Genomic DNA, 20,667 nt, shown 5'->3' with positions numbered 1-20,667 from the left:
TTTAAATTTTTATTTTTACAAATGTATTCAAAATTCCATAAGGTTCAAATATCCGGTATAAAAAATGTCCTCCAAAAATTGAAGGACATTTTTTTATATTAATAATCTTGTTAGAATCCACCTGAATCACCAAATGTGAAGGTCGCTGAAATGCCGGCTCTTATGGTTGACAGCGGGAATGCCGTGGAAATTTTGTATTTAGAAGTCATCTGCTCGTAGAATACTCTTAAGTTAAGATTTTCCGAAACATTATAATCTGCGGAAACTCTTACATTCAGTAGCTTCTGCCCTCCGGTAATCTGAGAATCATCCAACAGTATATTGGTAATACTTGTTTTACTGTCTCTCAATGAGAAATCTCCCCTGATATTAAGATCGCTTCCTTTTGCATTTCCTCTTCCTCTTACATTGGCTGTTCCAAGTCTGAAGTTTCTGATGATGTACCCTACTTTTACGACGTACTCGGTATTGGCATCTTCAGTAAGGGTATGGTTTACCAATCCTAACAGCAATGTTCTGATTCTGTTATATTGCAGTCCGAACTGGAAATTGTTTCTCATGGTCATATCTACTCCGATCAGTGGAGAGAAGTTCTCAACATATCCTACCTGAGCAAAAGTGAATGGATTGATATAATCATTATTAATATCTCTTCCTGTACTTAAGTCTGAAGTAAGAGTGTTGAAATAGTCTATACTAGACTGGATACCTGTTGCAGTGTAGGTAGCTTTGTATCCGTGTAAGATATCAAATTTAGAGAACTGCCCATTAATAATCGGAACATTTCTTAATCCTGAGTAGGTAATATTCCAGTTGGGCAGAGGCAGACCTGCTTTTTTAGGATTTCCCATCTGTTTAGGCGCTTTTCCTTCTACGGCAGCTCTGAATGCAGGAATTAAAACATACGCATTGGCAATACTGTGTCCTTCCGTAAATCCATCGGATCCGATAGGACCTCCCATTTGCTGAGACAATACTCGGGCATTATCCCTGATGGACTGATAGATCGCCTGTCCGTCGCTAAATGCGGTCTTCAGTATAACAACAGAATTTGAATAAGTGACCATATCGCTGGCAAAAGTATAATCAGGATCAGGGTTTCCTGACGCGTCTCTGTAATTGAATCCGGTATGTGTAAAGTTTCGGTTATAGGTATGTAAGCCATTGAGATCTATTCTCAGATCATTAAGGGGTACAATCTGTAAATTCCCTCTGAATTCTTTCGTAGACATTTTGACGTACGGATCTGTCATATACTGGGAATCACTCACCCAACCATTTTCCATAACCAGCCTTCTGATATCGGCCTGTGATCCTAACAGGAATCCTATGGAGGGACCTCCTAACGTTTGCCCGTATCCATACCAATTCGGTGCCGATAATAATCCCGGCAGTACGGTACCGTTATTCTCAGAATAATTAATATCCAACTGTTTCAGTGAAGTTAACAGATAGGCTGCACTTTGAAGTGGCGTCAGTCTGTTTTTAAATTTGTACTTTTTATAGTTATATCTGTTTTTTTCCCATTGCTGAGTGTAGGCATTGTTCAGTGAATCTATTTCCTGCTTGCGCTTCTGAAGCTTGGCAGAAATATCTTTAAAATACTTGAACTGTCCGAAGAACTTGGTAAAGTCTGCCGTAGCTGTCGCCTGGATGATATTGGTATTCTGACCGATAGAACCTAAGCTTGCCGGCTGATTGGTATCCGGATCCACGAAACCTAATAATGAGGTAGACCTTGCATTCCAGTTATAAGTGAAACCATATTGCACCTCAGCATCGATAAAATCCAGATACGGAAGATACTGAAACGGCAGCTTATAACTCAGCTGTACTTTATGATTGTATAAAACAGGTCTTCCGGCTCTGAATACATTTCCGAAGATCGAACTGTTATCCATCATATTCACATCCATATTATCATTTAGCGTTCTGGTCACCGAGTTAATTTCTAATTTCAGTGATTTTGTGAAGTTAAATCCTAAGCCATATTGCCATCCAAAGTAGAAGTTTCTGTTTTTGATGGCTGCAAAGTCTTCAGCCATATTTCCGCTTAGAATTGCTTCGACATTTCTAAATTCCAGTTCGTTATAATTTCTGTCGATTTCCGTTCTGAAAGAAAGTCTGGTCGGAATCGGGTTAAAATTGAATTCTTTTACCCATTTCAGGTATTTTGTAGACTTTGCCGTATCACTGATCATTTTATTGAACGGTTTTAATACCCAAGGCTTAAAGGTATAGTTATAATCGATATATCCTCTCAGATACTGTCTGTAATTTTTCTTGGTATAGATATCTCTGAAATGATCGTCATTATACACTGCCGTTACGGAAATATTTTCAACATCATAAAATTTTGGCTTTTTATTCTGATTCACCCTTTCTTTATGCATGTTTACGACACCAAGGCTTCTCTGCTGGGTATATGTTCTGGCTACTTTCTTCAGCTGTGCTTTATTGGCGGCTTTATTAAATTCAACATCCGTATCCAGAGGATTATATTTCGGATCTTCTACGGTCTGCGAATAAGAATAGTTAAGAGGAATTTTCATTCCGCTTTTCTCAGGAAGGAATTTGTCTACATTCACAGCTGTGTTGATACTGAATGCCGACTGTGTAGACTGGTTTCTTTCTGCAGGCTTAGAATCTATACTGCCAAAACCTACCGAAGTATAAGATGCACTGGTGTTTACCGTTGCAAAATCTCCAAGGTTGAAATTAAGGCTTGCATTTCCTGCATAACCGCCATCATTTTCAATTTCTGAAAGACGGATTTCATTCACCCAAAGTACTCTGCTGATAGAGGTTGCTCCTGTTCCTCTCTCTGATCCGTTTCTGATCCCCACCATAATGGTCGTTACGTTTCCTAAACTTGGCCGTCCTTTGATATATAACTTCTTAAAGGTATCTCCTTCTTCGAACAGAGGATCCATTCTTCTTTTGGCAATATCATTAGGGAAGCTTTTATCTCTTCTGATTTTAGCATCCACCAGGTTCTGGATTTCCAGATCCACTTCGTTTTCAAACGGCCAGATATCCATTGGAGCTGTCGCATTGTTCGGAGTGATCTTTAAGGATGCTTCATATTCATAATAGTTATCGGTAGCATCGCTTCCTAAACGGATAAAGAATTTCGTTTTTTTATCGATCTGTCCACCAAGCGGATCTCCATTTCGGGGATCGGTATGAGCGTGTACAAAAAGTTTAAGTTTCTTGTACCTTCTCATATCAAGGGTTGTATTTTTAAATACTCCTTTGGCTTCAGAACTCGCTAAATCTTTTACGTTTAAGTATAAAGATGCTTCATTTTGTCTTTGTGCGCCAGCATTTCCACTAAGTACCTGTCTGTCGATTCCCGGAGGCAATACATAAGGAGGCTGGTTTAATGCATTTTCTTCAATATTTACACTTCCTACCTCAAAATTATTAAGATCTGTTACATCATTCAACCCTTCGTTTGTTGCTTCATCTGCTACGGTATCGGTTCCGTAAACCGCAACATTTTTCGGATATCTCCTCCAGTCTGATCTTACCAGATCCATGGTTCCAAATCTTAAAGTTGATGTCTGATCAAATCCTTTTAAGATCATTCTTGCAAATCTTACGTTATTAAGAACGGAAGGATCATGGTCTCCCTGTGCTTCGGGCTGATTGTATTGTGAAACCGGAATTCTGAACAGATACCATTTTACATCAGCACTCTGCCCGTTTTGGAACTGAGCTTTTACTGTTTTCATATCAACGACATTGTTTTGCCCCAATACTAAACTTCCCTGATCTAAATTAACCACATATTCGTTATAATTTTCATTCTGATCCAGGTTATAATCTTTATTGATATCTTCTGCATCCGGTGTCTGAGTGGATACTTCGAGCGAACCGCTCTGGGAGTTTCCTTCCGGACCTCGGAAGTATTTGTATCTCTGGATAAGTGATGAAGCCTGGCTTCCTGTAAATTTATCCGACATATAGAATACAAAGTCATCCACAGCAGGGTCAGCTATATTCGTTACAGGATTTACGAATGTATTCCCGAATTTCATTGCTTCCTGGTCAGAGCTTAAACCGTCATATCCTAAATCCTGGGCTCTCCTGTCATCTCCTTCACTTGCAAAAGCATATAAGATCGGGGGTTGCTTAGGCTGAGTTCCCCAATTAGAGGATGTTGTAGTAGACGGGGCTGCGCCTGTTGGCAATCCGTTTTCATACTGCATCAGTCCGTCTTTGAGGATATCTTCGGAAACGTTTCCTAAGTGAAGCAATAGTTTAGGATTTGTTCCTATCGTATTTCCATCTGCATAAGGATCCATTAACCAGAATTCTACATATTCAATATTCGAATTTACAAAGTTGGAGACACTGATCGGTCTCATAATACCGGCCCATCTCTGCTGGGTGGTTTCACTTCCAGGATTTACGTTGTACGGTCCTTTTTCCTGTGGGTAGTATGAGATATCAAAGGTATTGGTGAAAGTCTGCTCACCTGCGACGAAGTCTCTGTTATTATAAATTTCTGAGAACTGAACTCTTCGTGAAGCGTGATTCGAAACCGACTGCGGCGTAATCCCGGCCGGCGCCCTTCCTCCTACTCCCCAGAATCTAGGGTCGATATTATACCAGGACAAGAGTCCTCTTCCGTAGCCATTTGTAAGGTTATCATTGGAACCTGCTCCCTGGAAAATAGGATCTGCCTGATTCTTTTCCGGTTTTGAAGCCAAGCTCCAGGCGGTTGGTTCTTTTAAGGATATCTTTGAAGTGGTCTGTTCAAAATCATCGATATACGACTGATCATTGGTTCCTTTATTCAGTCCCGGCAATAAATAAGCGGCTTCCATCTTAAAATTGAGGCTGGAAGGTGCTTCTGTATTAACGAACGGAATTTTATCGGTTAATCTTGTCAGGAACGGCAGCTGATTGTTATACATCAGGTTGATCCCCGCCATGGTATTATTCACAGCTTCCTGTCCGAAGTTTACTTTTTGAGTAAGCGGAGATTCTGAATAATTAACAACGGTTCCTCCTAAAATAAAGTTCTCGCTAAATCTTCTTTCTAAGTTTAATCCTAAAAATCTTTTTCTTTGGGTATTAAATGTTAACTGGTTTTCCAGAGATACATTAATCGCCTGTCCGGACTGTTTTACGGCTTCGTTAATGATCGTTACAGAACCCAACATATAATCCACCGTATAATCGATACCTTCTGTCAGCTGTACTCCATTGGCGGAAACTTTTACCGATCCCTGAGGAACGTTTACTGCTCCCAATGAGATCCCCTGTCCCTGCGTTCCTTTGTAACGACCTTCCAGGGTATATCGCTGTGCAAGGTTACTGGAAGTCGCGACCTGCTTCTGCTGTGAATAAAGGTCTGAGAAAACATACTGCGGATTGTTACTTCCAAGTACACTGGCCATATAACTTCCGAAAGGCTGCACTTTTGTAAAGATTACCCTTCCGGTTTCCGGCCGTACGGTAATTCCATTGACAAAGTCGAATATACCATCACCTGTTGAACTTCCGTTGTTCTGCAAATCGCCGTTCATATTCAGACGGTCCCAATTTAATAATTTTAATAAATTGATGTCCTGAACATTTGTATTCGGAAGGTAATTGACTTTACCTCCGGTTTGTGGATCTCTGTAGAAAACATTAAGAATGAAACCATCCTGGTTCACCTGCCCGGCATCTAATGCATAGATGTTTTTCATCATCAGATTCCACATAGGTGATGTGGTTTTTACCGTCGTATTCGGTTTCAGGACTTTGGTTACCAGAACCTGGCTTTCTTCTGAAAACTCCCCTACTTTATAAACCTGGTTACTTCCGTTAACCGTATATGAGTATGAAACCGCTAAGAGCTGATTATCATTTAACTTCTGATTTAACGAGATATATCCTAATTGCGGCTGGAAAATATATTCATTGGAATTTAATCTTCTGGCCTTTCTGTTAAAAATAAAATGTTCGCCATCCTGATAGGTTTCGTTACCGCCTGTTGCGACCGGTAAGTTGGCCCCTTTTATCGTATTATAGGCTGTATTGGCATCTCTGAGACCACTTCCCAGGCCATTAACGGCAGAATAGAGGTTGAATCCCGGCTGGTCATTGTTGGGCAGCCCGTTTCCGTCTCCTAAATCCCTGATCCCGACGATACTTTTCTGATAGGATAAATTGCTGTTTCCCTGATCCAGCACCCAGGCTTCTATTCTGGTAATGCTTATTTTAGAATTGATCTGAGGATAGTTCAGCAAGGAATTATCATAGTTATTCAGGAAATAGTGTCCCAAAAAGTAATGCTGATTATCTTCATAATCGATAGCATTCATTTTAAAATTACTCATGGTACCTCCTCCCTGTACAACAATGTTTCGGGCTTCTCCCTGCTGCTGTGATAACACAACAGTACCGTATGTCTTCCCTAACTGAAATTCGGTTTTAACCCCGAATAACGACTGAGAGCCACGGATCAGACTGGTAGAAAGCGGCATATTTACGTTACCGAATTCTACTCTTTTGATGATTTTATCTTCGCCCCCGGCATTAGGTTTATCAACATCCTGAAGACCTTTGGTCTGTAAATCTTTCCAGCTTCCTTTAGCCTGCCACACCAGATTCATTCTGTTTTCAAAAGCAAAACCGCTTTGGGTGTCATAATTGGCTTTTAACTGAAGGTTTTCCCCGACCTTCCCGAGTAAGCCCAGCTGAATTCTCTGATCAATATCGAAGGTAAAGCTGGTTCTGTTCTGAGGTAAAATAAGGGGGTTATCAATTTTCTGATATAAACCTGCAAAGTCAAAAGATGCATATCCGTTGGGAATAATTTCAATCTTATTGCTTCCAAAGATGGTTTCAAAAAGCCTGTTGTTGATCGTTAAAGAGGGAATTAAGCCTTTTCTGGCAGCGCCGCTTTTATCTTTCCTGAACATCAGGTTATACCGGTCAGATTTTTCTTTGTAATAATCCCTGGACTGCGTTGCCAGCATAAATTCTTTATAATCCTGTGGCGACATGGCCGTAGGTGGCCCCGTAATTGTATTACCTACTTTAGGATATACATAGTACATTCCTGTTTTTATATCATAAAATGCTTCATACCGGGTGGGATCTGCCAGCTGATAGTCTTTTTTTATAATCGCGGTATCACGCACCGGTGGTCTTTGCTGTGCAAAAGCCGTTGCCGAGACGCATAAGAACGACAGAAACAAAAATATTTTAAGAAATTTATTATTTTTCACCAAATGTTAAATGTTTTTTAAAATTTGTTTAACCAATTCTTCTACGGAAATAGCAGGATTCTGCTTCAATATTCTATCGGCAATTTTTTCACTCATACGCTTAGGAATTCCTAAAACTTCTAATGCAGATAACGATTCTTCCTTTATTTTATTATCTGTAAGGGTAGAAATATTTTCGTCCGAATTGTTGAATTTCTGTACTTTATCCTTTAGATCTACAATAATTCTTTCAGCTGTTTTGGCACCGATTCCTTTTGCTTTTTGGATGAGCGCACTGTTTTTTGATAGAATGGCTGAAGCGATCTCTTCGAGGGTTAATGTAGAAAGTAAAATAAGAGCAGAAACAGCACCTACTCCGTTAACGCTTATTAACAAATTAAACATTTCTTTTTCCGACCGACTGTTAAACCCAAAAAGCAGATGGGCGTCTTCGCGGATGATCTGTTGAATAAATAGAAAAGTTTCCTGATGGAGGGTCAGCATCTGGGAGGTCATTACGCTAATACCTACATAGTAACCAACTCCTTGTACATTGATCACTGCGTAAGCAGGCGTAAGTTCCTGAACCGTGCCTTTTAAAGAAAATATCATTATTAATTTTTAAAACTCCCAAATATAGTAATTTAAACTAATTAATGTTTTCATTTCATGTACGAATGATTTTTAACTTAATTTTGACATAAGATTTTAAAGATTTGAGCGAAAAGCAAAAGACTCCAAAATCTGGAGTCTTTACATTATAATCTGATGAATTTTTAATCTGAAATTTATGCGGTGTTCCCTATTAAATATAATTTACACTGAAACTGCTATGAATAAACTGAGAAATCCCAGGTATTGTCATCATTATTCCGGCAAACCTCATCACTGCTAATTCTGTTCTATTATGCTACTTGCCTTCTTTTTTTTCTCTTTTCTGAGCATCAAGCACGGCAATGGTTGCCAAGTTTACGATTTCATCTACGCTTGAACGCATCTGTAAAACGTGAACCGGCTGCTTTAATCCCATCAGGATCGGTCCGATTACCTGGGCGACTTTCATCCCTCTGATGATCTTGTATGATAAGTTAGCACTTTCAAGATTCGGGAAGATGAAAGTATTTGCCGGCGTTGTTCCTAATTTTGAGAAAGGGTAATCACTCAGATGATCTGCATTCATGGCAAAATCCGGCTGAATTTCTCCATCCACTATCATTTTAGGGTATTTTTCGTGAAGGATACTTACTGCTTTGGCTACTTTCTTTGAGGTTTCAGAGATAGCTGCAAAGTTTTCAAATCCCAACATGGCAATTCTTGGTTCGATTGCAAAAGACTTCACGGTAATTTCCGCCATTTTAGCGATATTTACAAGATCATCAGCAGTCGGATTCTGATTGATTGAAGTGTCTGCGAAGAAAATAGGTTTCTTTTCAGATAGAATCATCATCATGGCCGCTACCTTATCTACGCCTTTATCTTTCTCTATAATTTCTAAAACAGGACGTAAAACAGAAGCGTAGTTTTTAGAGAAACCAACAATCAGTCCATCCGTATCTCCATGCTTCAGCATTAAGGGTCCGAAATAATCTCTCTGGCGTACAAATCTTTTCGCTTTGTACTCGTTCATTCCTTTTCGCTGACGAAGTTTCCAAAGCGTCTCCCTGTATTTTTTTCTGTTTTCTTTCTGGTCGTCGTCACTTGGATCGATAATCGGAACGTCTAAACTGATCCCGTACCGCTCCATCTGCTCCTGAATGTACTGTTTATTTCCTAACAGGCTGGGATATGCTATTCCTTCTTCATAAAGAATCTGTGCAGCTTTCAGTACATTATATTCTTCTGCATTGCCCAGGGTAATTCTCTTAGGATTGGCCTTAGCACGGCTCTGCATCATTCTTACCAACTTCTCGTCTCTACCCATTCTGTCGAGAAGGCTGTTTTCATATTCATCAAAATCGGCAATTGTTTTTCTGGCAATTCCGCTTTCAATAGCAGCTTTCGCCACAGCACTTGAAACTTTAGTGATCAGTCTGTTGTCAAATGGTTTCGGAATAAAATATTCTCTTCCGAACTGTAAATTCTGAACGTTGTATGCCAGAATTACCGCTTCAGGAACCGGCTCTTTGGCAAGATCTGCAATAGCGTGAACTGCTGCCAGCTTCATTGCTTCATTAATACCTCTTGCCTGAACATCCAGTGCTCCGCGGAAAATATACGGGAATCCCAATACATTATTAACCTGGTTAGGATAGTCACTTCTCCCGGTTGCCATAATGACATCGGGACGGGTTTCCATGGCAAGATCATACGCAATTTCAGGATCCGGATTGGCCAGTGCAAAGACAATGGGATTTTCGTTCATGCTGCTCAGCATTTCCGGAGTCATAACATTACCTTTTGACAATCCTATAAATACATCAGAGCCTTTTACAGCGTCTTCTAATGTTTCAATATCTGTCTGTGCTATAAAATCGATCTTTTCAGGCGTAAGATTTTCTCTTTTATGATTGATTACTCCTTTGCTGTCGCACATAAGAACGTTTTCTCTTTTCAAACCTAAAGAAATATATAAATTCGTACAGGCAATCGCCGCAGCTCCTGCTCCGTTAACGACCATTTTCACATCCTCAATATTTTTTCCGGCGATCTGCAGGGAATTAATCAGTGCTGCTGCAGAAATGATCGCTGTACCGTGCTGATCATCGTGCATCAAAGGAATATCCAGTTCTTCTTTTAATCTCTGTTCGATATAAAAAGCTTCCGGAGCTTTAATATCTTCGAGGTTTATCCCTCCGAAAGTGGGAGCAATACCTTTTACAATTTCAATAAATTTATCCGGATCTTTTTCATTGATTTCGATATCAAAGACATTGATATCTGCAAATATCTTGAATAAAAGACCTTTCCCTTCCATTACCGGCTTCGAAGCTTCAGCTCCGATGTCACCCAATCCTAAAACAGCAGTTCCGTTAGAAATTACAGCGACAAGATTTCCTTTTCCCGTATAATCATAAACTGTTTCCGGCTTGTCATGGATTTCCATGCAAGGAACTGCAACCCCCGGTGAATACGCTAAAGACAAATCTCTCTGAGATGAGTGCGGTTTTGAAGGGATCACTTCAATTTTCCCTTTAGGTTCGGCTTTATGATAATCTAACGCGGCCTGATTAAAGTTCTTTTCGTCGCGGTGGGTTTTATTTGACATAAATTTTATTTTTTATTTAAAGTATATATTTAATATGGTAGTCGACTAAACTCTCAATGGGTTTTTGCACAACATGTCCAATATTTAAGTGAAGTTCTGCAGCAGCAGAACGCAGTATATTTTCGTAATAATAAGCAATGGAACCGATAAAATTGATCTCCACTTCTTTTGATTCTTCATAAGGAAGAACCTGGTAATCGAAGAAATTCTTCATTTCCTCATATACCATTTTCTGAAAATAAGGATGATCTTTTCTTTCGACTACAAATTTGTTAAAATCTGCCAGATAGGCATTAGGCCTTGCCTTGTGGTACATATTTTTTAAGGCCTCTTCTATGGTCAGCTGATAGGTTTCCTGAAACTGAAGTTGCAGATCTTCAGGAAGTTTCTGCATAAAAAATCTACGTACTACCTGCTTACCGATGGCACTGCCACTTCCTTCATCTCCCATCAGAAATCCTAGGGAAGGGAGTTTTATTTTTAATTTTTGGCCGTCAAAATAGCAGGAATTGGAACCGGTACCGAGAATACAAACGATTGCAGGCTTTCCGTTATAAGCCGCATAAGCCGCTGCCATAAGATCTTCTTTTGCAGCTACTTCCGCCTGGGTAAAAAACTTATGCAGTTCATGCTCGATAATGGCACAATTTTCAGGTATTCCACAGCCTGAGCCATAGAAAAATACTTTTGTAATTGAATTTCTTACAGAACTGAGACTGATATTTTTTTCAATTTCAGGGATGATCAGTTCTGCGGCAATATTATTAGGATTAAATCCGATTGTTTCCGTTTTTAGAAAGACCTGGTTAAAGTCATCCAAAATCACCCAATCACATTTTGTGGAGCCACCATCTACAACAGCAACCATATTTTACATTTTAGTTTAAGGATGCTAAATTATGAATTTATCTTTAAACGGCCCTTACAAACGATCCGGAAGCTGTCTAAAATCATTACTGTTTAATATCAGCTTTTGTACTGAACTGTACCAGCCAGTCTTCTATTTCGTCTTCCAGATATGAGGTCTGAAGGATCATGGCATTAATAAAATCGTCAGGAACAGGATCTCCCTTTGAATTTTCAAGATTCCACAATTCGTCTGACATATTTTCATATTCGGAATACACCCGTTTAAAACGAGAATTCTCCTTTTCAAGAGCTTCAATATGGGTTTGTTGAAGCTGGAATTTTCTGTATCTGTTTTGACGTTTCATACAAATAATTGTTATTGATTGGCGGTAAAGTGAATATATTTGAGTATCGCAGGACTCAGCCATACGTTACAAGATAGGAAAAATCATCAACGGAATGGGTTGAAAATGAATTTATTATCAAGTATATCGTTCATTAATTAGTTTACTAAAATTATAAATATTTTTTAATCTAAAAAAATATTTAACATCTTTTTTCAGTGTTTAACATATAGTTATAAATTTGCATATTATATAAATTTTGGATGAAAGAAATACTACTGCGCCAAAAACAGGTTTTGTTTTTCATAATAGCCGGAGGACTGAGTGCTATTGTAGAAATCGGGAGTTTCAAGATCTTCAGTACCTATCTTCCTCATATGGTTTCGCAAGAGGTTAATTTTCATGGAATCCATTACCCGTTGAGTAATATATTCTCTACGAGCTGCGGAATTATCAGCAATTATTTTCTGAGCATCTGGTTTGTTTTTGAAAGGGGAAAGCATTCTAAAAGAAAAGAATTTGTTTATTTTATGGGTGTATCCTTTGTGTCTACATTATTAAGTCTTGCCTTCTTTCAGATCTTCTACAGTTTTGTATTTAAAGATAATATTGATCTTACCTTTTATACCTTAAGCCCGGAAATGATCAGTAAGATTGCAGCCATTTTATTGGTTTCGGTTCTTAATTATTCGATTAAAAAGAAAGTAATATTTAATGGTTAACCTGTGGTAAAAATTTTAAATTATCTGTGGCGGATCTGGCTGTTGTTACTGGCATTTGTCTTAACGATCACTTTCGGAATTCCTGTGTATCTGTTATCCTTTAATAAAGGGCATTATAAATATGCATATCCCTTCATCAGAGGCTGGAGCTACGGGATGTTTTACGGGATGGGCCTCCGGTATGAGCTCATTAACCTCAGCAAACACAGCGTTGACGGCACCCGGCCGTTTGTCTTTATTTCCAATCATACTTCCATCATGGATATTATGCTGATGTGTATTTTAAGTTCAAAACATCCGATCTGTTTTGTCGGAAAGAAAGAGCTGGTAAAAGTTCCTATATTCGGGACGATCTACAAAAGAATCTGTGTTATGGTAGACCGTAGCAGCGCGAGAAGCCGGGCTGATGTTTACAGGAGATGTGCCGAAAAAATGGAAGAAGGAAACAGCATCGCTATTTTCCCTGAAGGAGGAGTTCCTGATGACACTTCAGTTATTCTGGACGAGTTCAAGGACGGAGCTTTCACTTTATCCTCAAAACATCATTCTCCGATTGCCGTTTATACTTTTATAGGATTAAAGGAAATGTTCCCGTTTGACAATGCCAAAGGTTATCCTGGCAAAGTAAAGGTTTATTTTAACGGCATTCTGGAACCATCAGATTCTCCGAAAGAGCTGAAAAGAAAGGCTTTTGAAGAAATAAAAAAAACATTGGCAGAATACTCTAATTAAAAGAAATAATATATATTTGTTATTAAGAAATTTTTAACAAATATGTCAAATTATTCCAAGCAAACTAATTGGGGACAATTTATTCCATTAGTTACTGTATTTTTTTTCTGGGGATTTGTAGCGGCAAGTAATGACATCCTGATCCCGGTTTTCAAAAAGGCATTTAATTTATCTCAAACCGAAAGTATGCTGGTGCAAATATGCTTTTATGTAGCATATACTGTAGGTTCTTTAATTTACATGGCTGTTTCAAAAGGTTTGAAACAAGATTTAATTAATAAAATCGGTTATAAAAACGGGCTTATCATAGGCCTTCTGATTTCTGCAGCGGGAACGCTATTGTTCTATCCGGCTGCCAATATGGGGTCTTTCCCATTAATGATCTCCGGTCTTTTCATTGTAGGACTGGGTTTCTCTTTACAACAAATCGTAGCCAACCCTTTGGCGATTGAAGTAGGACCTTCGGAAACGGGTTCTCAGCGACTGACGATGGCAGGTGGTGTAAATAACCTTGGAACGACCATAGGCCCGCTTATTGTTTCTTTTGCTATTTTCGGATCTGCGACAGCGGCAAGCAATGACATCAGTGTTGAAAGTGTAAAAGTGCCCTATCTTATTTTAGGGGTTGCTTTTGTATTGGTAGCGATCATGCTGAAGTTTTCGTCGCTTCCTGCGGTAACTCCCACCAATATTGAAAATACGGATGATACTGTTCCCGGGGAGCACAGAAAATCTGCATTCCAGTATCCGCAACTGATTATGGGAATGATTGCAATCTTTGTGTATGTAGGAGTGGAAGTTTCTACAGCGAGTAACCTTCCTGCGTATATGGAAAAAGACTTAGGCTTTGAAACAAAAGATGTGGCTCCTTATATTTCCCTGTACTGGGCATCAATGATGATCGGACGTTGGACGGGTGCGGTAGATGCTTTCGATTTTAATGCCGGATTCAAAAAGATCCTGAGATTCCTGGCTCCATATTTAGCTTTTGGGGTTTTCCTTCTTGTAAATGCGATAGCCAATCACGATTTAAAACCTTTCTACGTATATGGTCTCATTATCATTGCGATGATCATCTGTGATATTATGAGTAAAGGAAATCCGGCGAGAATGCTCTTGATTTTCTCTGTTGCCGGAATTGCAGCATTATTAATCGGTATGTCTACCAAAGGAATCGTGTCGGTATATGCTTTTACAAGTGTAGGACTATTCTGTTCAACGCTGTGGCCTTGTATTTTTGCTTTGGCGATTAACGGGCTTGGCAAGCATACCAATCAGGGTTCCGGTCTATTGATCATGATGATTATGGGTGGAGGTGTTGTAAGCCTTATTCAGGGATATGTGGCAGATTTAACCACCATTCATGTAAGTTACATCGTAGGGGTGATCTGTTTTGCGTATCTTGCTTTCTATGCTATCCGTGTAAGCGGAATTCTTAAATCTCAGGGAATTGATCTTGATAAAATAGCAAAAGGCAGTGGTCACTAAGCATATAAAATTCATACATAAAAAAAGATTTTGGGCGGGTTTATTACTTGCCCAATTTCTTTTGTTCTTTGGGTTTTCTACCCTGAAGCCGGTAATTTCTTTTTTTGAATATTGTTTCGAATTGCAGAAGGGCACTCACCAGTTATTGTTCTCCTTAGTACCGTTTTCGGTAGGTGATCTATTGTATATCCTAGTGTTTTTTTTCCTTATTTATCACATCATTAAATGTTTTAAAAAGGAAAACCGGCGGAAATCTGCGGTCAGGATATTCATGGCTGTCAATATCTTCTATTTTGGCTACCAGGTCTTTTGGGGAATGTTATATTTCCAGACTCCTGTTCTCAAAAAACTGGCATCTCAGGAGAAGCCTACTGTCGGAAGAGCAAAAGTATTAGCTTTGCGGTATCTTGAGAGATGTAAGGCGACCCGGGACTCTTTAAAAGAAGATAAAGGCGGTGTTTTTATGATCACTGACCGGAAGGCCATCCAGTGTGAAATCCTTTCGCAGCAATCGAAATTACCTTATTTTATTTCCGGTAAAAAAGTTCCGGCTGTCAATTCATTTAAACCAAGCCTGTTTGGAAATATCATGAGCTATACGGGAATCCTGGGCTATTATAACCCTTTTACGGCAGAGGCACAGTATAACTCAGCATTACCTTCTACCTATCTTCCTTTTACCCTGGCTCATGAGAGCTCGCACCAGCTTGGCTTCGCCAGAGAGCAGGAAGCTAATTTTGTAGGGTATTTATTGGGAATACATTCGAAAAATACCGAGTTGAGATACAGTACAGAATATTTTACTCTGAAGAGTCTTTTAGGATTTATACTTGATGAAGATCCGGCATTTGTCAAAGCTGTTTTAGATCAATATTCACCTGCTATGAAAAGAGACAGAAATTACGAGAAAACATTTGTTCTGAAGCATCAGGGTATACTGGACGATTTTTTTGCTTTCACCAACAATTTATTTCTTAAAAGCAATCAGCAGGAAGGATCGGTTACCTATTCCTATTTTATGGATCTTCTCCAGAATTATGAAAAATAGAAAAGGGCAAAAAAAAGAATCGTATCAGGCGATACGATTCTAAAAACACAAATGATGAAAAAAAATTTATTACCTTGACTTGTTCCCTCATTCAAGGCGTTGTAAAAGTACAACATATTTTGTAACTACAAAAACTTTTATCTTCTTTTTTACAACTTTATGAAAATTTTAAGATTTTTTAAGTTCAGTAAAGTTTACTCCCACTTAAATGACTTATTATTAAATACTTAAATGAATTAATAAATTACATTTAAAATTTTACTTTCATTAAAAAAATTCAAAAAATCAAACGATTGATTGAGAATAAATTATTATGAAGCTTATTTTCAAACCGGATCTAAGATGATTATAATCTTGCAGAAAATCCGTTTTCAATTTTTGTTCTGAATTTTCTTATGCTCAGAATATTCTCCTTTCAAGATGAAAACAACATGATTATTGTACAAAGAATTTATATAGTCAGATTAACAGCAGAATCGTTTCCTTAAAAAAACAAGCCGAACAAACATTAATGCTTATTCGGCCCTATATAAAATGGTTTATTAGTTTATGCTTTTTGTTTTGATCCTGTACAGGGTAGAATCATTACGGTCTTACAGGAATTTCAATATAACTGTCATTAAAAAATTTAATATTAAGCGGTTCTTTGCCGTCCTCTATCGTCTCATCACTTACCTCTTTTCCGGATCCGTAATTAATTTGCCACAGGGGGCTTTTCAATACTCCCACGATCAGAACAAGCTTACTTCCTTTTTCGATCTTCTTGCTTACGAAATCATTATTGATGATCGGGATAATCTCTTTTTTTCCCGGGGTCAGAAGATTTCTTTTTTCATGGTTTTTCGCATAGCTTGCACGGGTGATATATTTTATCAGCTGGAAATACTTTCCGTCCGGCATCAGTTCATACAGGTTTATATAAAGATCAACATCTTTTTTATTAGTTGACACCTTAAGATCTCCCGTAACATTTCCTGAAAACTCTACGGATTTATCAAATGCTCCGGTAGAAAAAACCAGACTGTTTTTATTATAAATCAAAGTATCTATAATATTATTCTTCTGGCTGATGATTTCATCGGCATCGCTTCGATCTGAAAAGTTAATCTTCAATGCTGAAAAATCTTTTCCATTGGATTTCACTTCGGAAAGAAGCAGTTCTTTTCCCTTATTGTCAAGATACAGTTTGGTCTTATTTTCTTCAAATGTCTCTATGGAATTTGTACTTTTCCACTCATTGGCTCCCATCACCTGATAATTGATCTTATCTTTTAAGAAAGCCGGTTTTTGTTTGCCTTTAAAAATGTAATCAAACCACTCCATCCAGATTTTATTCAGATCTACTTTGGCCACCGGATCTATGGTATAGTTTTTAAATTCGTTTCTTATATTTCCTTCTGCGCCCGCATGGTCGTAAGGACCTATAATGAGATAGTGGTCTGCATTTTTATAATACCTGTTATGTTCTTTAAAATAATATAAGGCTCCCGGTTTGTCCGGATCATAATATCCTGTAGTGGTGAGTACGGGAATATTTATTTTTGCATACTCTCTTCTGTAAGGCACCATACTTTTCCAGAAATCATCATATCCGGGATGCGCCAGCCATTTCTGAAAAACAGGATTGGTTTTCCCACTTATCGAATCTAATTTCCGGAACGATTTGCCGCTTTCATACCATTTTTTATAAACAGAATTCCAGCGATCTGTATTATTAAAATTCTCAAAATCTGTCGTCCTGTTATTGGTAACATTATTCAGCCAACGCAGGGCGTAAGACATAAATACGTTATTAGTCATCGGATAATCCATGGTCCCTATTCCTACGGATGCCTGGGGAACAATCGTTTTCAGAGCCGGATGGAGTTTTTTTGTGGCTGCCCACTGACTGAATCCAAGATAGCTCCCTCCTATCATCCCGACATTTCCGTTACTCCAGGACTGTGTGATAATCCAGCTGATCACCTCAGAGATATCATTGGCCTCATGTTCAAAAGGCTCAATCGGATCTGTACTTATATATTTTCCTCTGGCATTCAGAATCACTACCGCATAGCCATGACTTGCCAGCTCTTTGGCAATTCCTATATTTTCTTTGCCGGAATATATGGTATTCAACAATATGGTATTGTCAGGTTTAATTCCTTTGATATTGTTTAATACCACACTCAGGCTAAGAACAGCTTTGTCCTTTGTATTAATTTTTATACTGTCGTAGATGACGAAAGCTTCCCTGTCCAGTTTTTTAATTAAAGGAACTGCTATTCCGATGCTTTTTTTAGCGACGTTATACGTATTGTACTTTCTGCACAACTGCATAGCCTCGGCAACATCTATATCGTTTTTTTCAGTGTATTTTTTTATAATTTCAGCAATCTCCTTTTCTAATGAAGAAACATTAGTGGCAAAAAACTGAGGAAGGAATGCCCTTGATCCTACGGACAGCTGGTCATATTTTTTAATAAACTCTTCTTTATATATTTTCTCAAACTCATGAGCAGCATTGGTCCTTTTAAGCGTTTTGTTATAAATTTCAAACTGTACTCCGACTACATCGGCCAGTGCAGGATTACTTTTAGCAAAATTCTTAAGTGAATCTAACTGAATGAGAGATAAGTTATAATCTTCATTGAGCATACTTATCCTGAAAATATTATCATAATAAGTGGCTTTGTCTTTTTCCTTGTATTGAATCTCTAATTCCTTAGCCAAATATTTAATAAGACTTTCGGGATATGAGGCTGTATTACTACTGATCTTATTCAAACTGATTTTCTGACAGAAAGCAACATTAATACAAAAGATAAAATATAAAAAGAAGATTTTTTTCATTTAAAAAGTTAGATTAGTCCAGCGTCATGGTTGGTAAAGTTCTTATAGTCCATAAAGTATGATCTACAACAGTATGGGTATCACCTGTATTTTCCAGCTCATTTGCAGGGTTGGTTTTTCCGCCTTTTATAGCATTCATTCCGGTTGTAATTTTTGCCATCTGCAGTTTTTTCAGTGACAGTTTTTTTTCTTTGCGTGTGTCCTTTTTCATTTTTATAAGTATCTAATTTTGTGATGCAAATTAATCCCGATTATTCGGCTTTTCAAAAATATACATCCCAAAATTTACCAATTTCGTGTACGAAATTTCACAACACACTGATTTTCAATATACATTATTAAGACTGCTCCTGCAGCAGTTTGATGTAATAAGATGGCAAAGTTCCTGTAATTTTTCTGAAAGCATTGGAAAAAGATTCAGAATTATTATATCCTATATCATCGGCAATGGATGCGATGGTGTGTTTTCTCAGTCTTTCATTGGTATTAAGTTCTTGTATGATATACTGTATTCTGATCTCGTTGAGGTACTGTGAAAAGTTTTTCCCTTTGAGCTCGTTTACCGATTTGGACAGGTGATCACGGTTGGTCTCCAGATCTTTTGCGAGACTGTCGACAGTGATGTTCTTACGGAGAAAATCTTTATTATTTTCAAAAGCTTCCAGTTTCAGTTTTATATCCTGAAGCTGATGATCTGACAAGAGCTTTTTGCTTTTTTCTTCTTTAACCACATGCTCTTCTGCCCGTTTATTTTCAGAAACCGGTACGGTTTCTTTCTGCTCTTTCGATTTTTCAAGCAGAAGATCTGCCTGTCTCTGGTATTCTTTAATCCGTATTTTATTTTTTCTATAGATATATCCTAATAGGAAGATGATAATGGCCCCGATTCCCAAAAAGCAGTAGAGCAGATAATTTCTGTTATCAAGATCTTTGATAAGCTGTTCTTTTTCTTCCATCAGAATAGGGGTGTCGTACTTGCGGTAGATTTCTTTGGAGAGATACTGCTTACTGTTATTGACAATGCTGTCTGCATAAAAAAGCTTGTCGATGTATTTCAGCTGATTTTCCTTGTCGCCGTTTTTTTTATAATAATCGATCAGTACTTCATACCGGTCACGGGTGATCGGAATAAAATCGTTGGAAGCAAAGGAGAGGGAGTCGGATTTTATAAAATATTCGATGGCCTGTTTTTCTTTCTTACTGTCTTTATTAATTTTTCCGAGGAAGTAATACGCTACTGAAAGATTCGAAAAGTCCTTATTTTTGATGAGCTCTTTTTCTATTTTTAAAAGATGAGTGGCTGCAGCGGTATAATTTTTAAGATAATAATCAGCTATTCCTTCAGACATGACGAAATAGATATAATGGGTGTAGTCGTTATACTTCTTACATTCTTCCATTCCTATCTTATTATACCGTTTGCTTTCCTGGTACTGCTTATTCTTACTGTAGGCATTCGCTACCGAAAATATAGATCCGATATAGCTTTTTACATCTTTATCTTTTGTTTCGACCTTCTGCTTCTGATATTTATAATATTCCAGAAAAAGCGGCAGGGCCTCCTCGTTCTCCTCTGTCGCCGTTTTTAAAATACCCACCAGCTTTTTAATGTAATAAAACTGATCGGTATTCCTGTTTCTCGATAAATTCTGAGCTATAATATAATGATCCAGTGCATTCTTATATTTAAATTCATAATTATATAAAATGCCTTTTATAATGTAGGCTTTCGCAGGATAATCTTTGTCATTCGAAAGATCTTTTGTTATGGCAAGCAGCGAATCTGCATAAGGATGGGCTTTCTGTCCCTCAAGTCCCTTTACATGAGCTATTTTATAATAACCATCGTATATCAGTTTATTATTTTTCTCCTGTTTTCCTTTTTTAAGAATGGTATTGGCGTAAAATTCCGCTTTATCGTTATCAATTCTGAATACCTTACTGTATTCTTTCTCTAATTGTTCAGCGGTTTTTGTCCGTAACGAATCAGGAATATGGAAATTCTTTATACTCTGACAGAAACACATGCTCTGAAAAAGTAAAAAGAAAATAAAGAGGGATATTTTATACATAATTTCCGGCAAATACGACATTAATATTTTACTTCGTTTTTTAATATTTAATTAAAAAAAAACATTTTCAAGCCGCAAAAATACTCCAATTACTGGCTTTTTACCAAATCCGATGTTACAATAGCCGAAATTTATCAATTCCGATATTCTTTGTTTGTGAAAAA

General features: G+C 37.9%; 12 protein-coding genes. 4 read left to right on the top strand and 8 right to left on the bottom strand.

The genetic code is table 11. The features are described from left to right. Positions 1 to 110: 110 nt before the first annotated feature. From sov to ODZ84_RS17270, 5 genes are all read right to left on the bottom strand, one after another. Positions 111 to 7,232: a T9SS outer membrane translocon Sov/SprA gene (sov, locus tag ODZ84_RS17290; protein WP_266173642.1), complete on the bottom strand. Its 7,122-nt coding sequence runs from the start codon at positions 7,230 to 7,232 to the stop codon at positions 111 to 113. A 6-nt stretch (positions 7,233 to 7,238) separates the two neighbouring features. Further along, positions 7,239 to 7,823 (bottom strand): Holliday junction branch migration protein RuvA, encoded by a 585-nt coding sequence (gene ruvA, locus ODZ84_RS17285; protein WP_266173641.1) that lies wholly within the window; start codon positions 7,821 to 7,823, stop codon positions 7,239 to 7,241. A 298-nt stretch (positions 7,824 to 8,121) separates the two neighbouring features. Then, positions 8,122 to 10,416 (bottom strand): NADP-dependent malic enzyme, encoded by a 2,295-nt coding sequence (locus ODZ84_RS17280; protein ID WP_266173640.1) that lies wholly within the window; start codon positions 10,414 to 10,416, stop codon positions 8,122 to 8,124. Positions 10,417 to 10,432: 16 nt separating this feature from the next. Beyond that, positions 10,433 to 11,284: a BadF/BadG/BcrA/BcrD ATPase family protein gene (locus tag ODZ84_RS17275; protein ID WP_266173639.1), complete on the bottom strand. Its 852-nt coding sequence runs from the start codon at positions 11,282 to 11,284 to the stop codon at positions 10,433 to 10,435. A gap of 85 nt (positions 11,285 to 11,369) precedes the next feature. After that, entirely contained in the window at positions 11,370 to 11,630 is a 261-nt protein-coding gene (locus tag ODZ84_RS17270) for a hypothetical protein (protein ID WP_266173638.1), read from the bottom strand. A 242-nt stretch (positions 11,631 to 11,872) separates the two neighbouring features. Between ODZ84_RS17270 and ODZ84_RS17265 the strand changes: the two genes are divergently transcribed. The 4 genes from ODZ84_RS17265 to ODZ84_RS17250 all read left to right on the top strand — a co-directional run bounded on the left by ODZ84_RS17265 (position 11,873) and on the right by ODZ84_RS17250 (position 15,599). Then, a complete protein-coding gene (locus ODZ84_RS17265; protein WP_266173637.1) occupies positions 11,873 to 12,331 on the top strand; it encodes a GtrA family protein in 459 nt (152 codons plus the stop codon). Positions 12,332 to 12,334: 3 nt separating this feature from the next. Continuing rightward, positions 12,335 to 13,063 (top strand): lysophospholipid acyltransferase family protein, encoded by a 729-nt coding sequence (locus ODZ84_RS17260; RefSeq protein WP_266173636.1) that lies wholly within the window; start codon positions 12,335 to 12,337, stop codon positions 13,061 to 13,063. A 42-nt stretch (positions 13,064 to 13,105) separates the two neighbouring features. After that, positions 13,106 to 14,551 (top strand): sugar MFS transporter, encoded by a 1,446-nt coding sequence (locus tag ODZ84_RS17255; RefSeq protein ID WP_266173635.1) that lies wholly within the window; start codon positions 13,106 to 13,108, stop codon positions 14,549 to 14,551. Positions 14,552 to 14,612: 61 nt separating this feature from the next. After that, positions 14,613 to 15,599, top strand: coding sequence for a DUF3810 domain-containing protein (locus ODZ84_RS17250; protein WP_266177397.1), 987 nt, complete (start codon positions 14,613 to 14,615; stop codon positions 15,597 to 15,599). A gap of 585 nt (positions 15,600 to 16,184) precedes the next feature. Here ODZ84_RS17250 and ODZ84_RS17245 read toward each other — a convergent pair. The 3 genes from ODZ84_RS17245 to ODZ84_RS17235 form a co-directional block, all read right to left on the bottom strand. Continuing rightward, on the bottom strand, positions 16,185 to 18,431 hold the full coding sequence (locus ODZ84_RS17245; RefSeq protein WP_266173634.1) for a CocE/NonD family hydrolase: 2,247 nt from the start codon (positions 18,429 to 18,431) through the stop codon (positions 16,185 to 16,187). Between the two features lie 13 nt (positions 18,432 to 18,444). Further along, the gene (locus ODZ84_RS17240; protein ID WP_266173633.1) at positions 18,445 to 18,642 is read right to left on the bottom strand and encodes a hypothetical protein; all 198 of its coding nucleotides are present in this window, start codon (positions 18,640 to 18,642) and stop codon (positions 18,445 to 18,447) included. Positions 18,643 to 18,769: 127 nt separating this feature from the next. After that, positions 18,770 to 20,503 carry a helix-turn-helix domain-containing protein gene (locus ODZ84_RS17235; RefSeq protein ID WP_266173632.1) on the bottom strand — a complete coding sequence of 578 codons (1,734 nt, stop codon included), beginning with the start codon at positions 20,501 to 20,503 and terminating at the stop codon, positions 18,770 to 18,772. Positions 20,504 to 20,667 lie beyond the last annotated feature (164 nt).

Source organism: Chryseobacterium fluminis (assembly GCF_026314945.1).
Taxonomy (GTDB): domain Bacteria; phylum Bacteroidota; class Bacteroidia; order Flavobacteriales; family Weeksellaceae; genus Chryseobacterium; species Chryseobacterium fluminis.
This window is presented reverse-complemented; position numbering and strand designations above follow the sequence as displayed.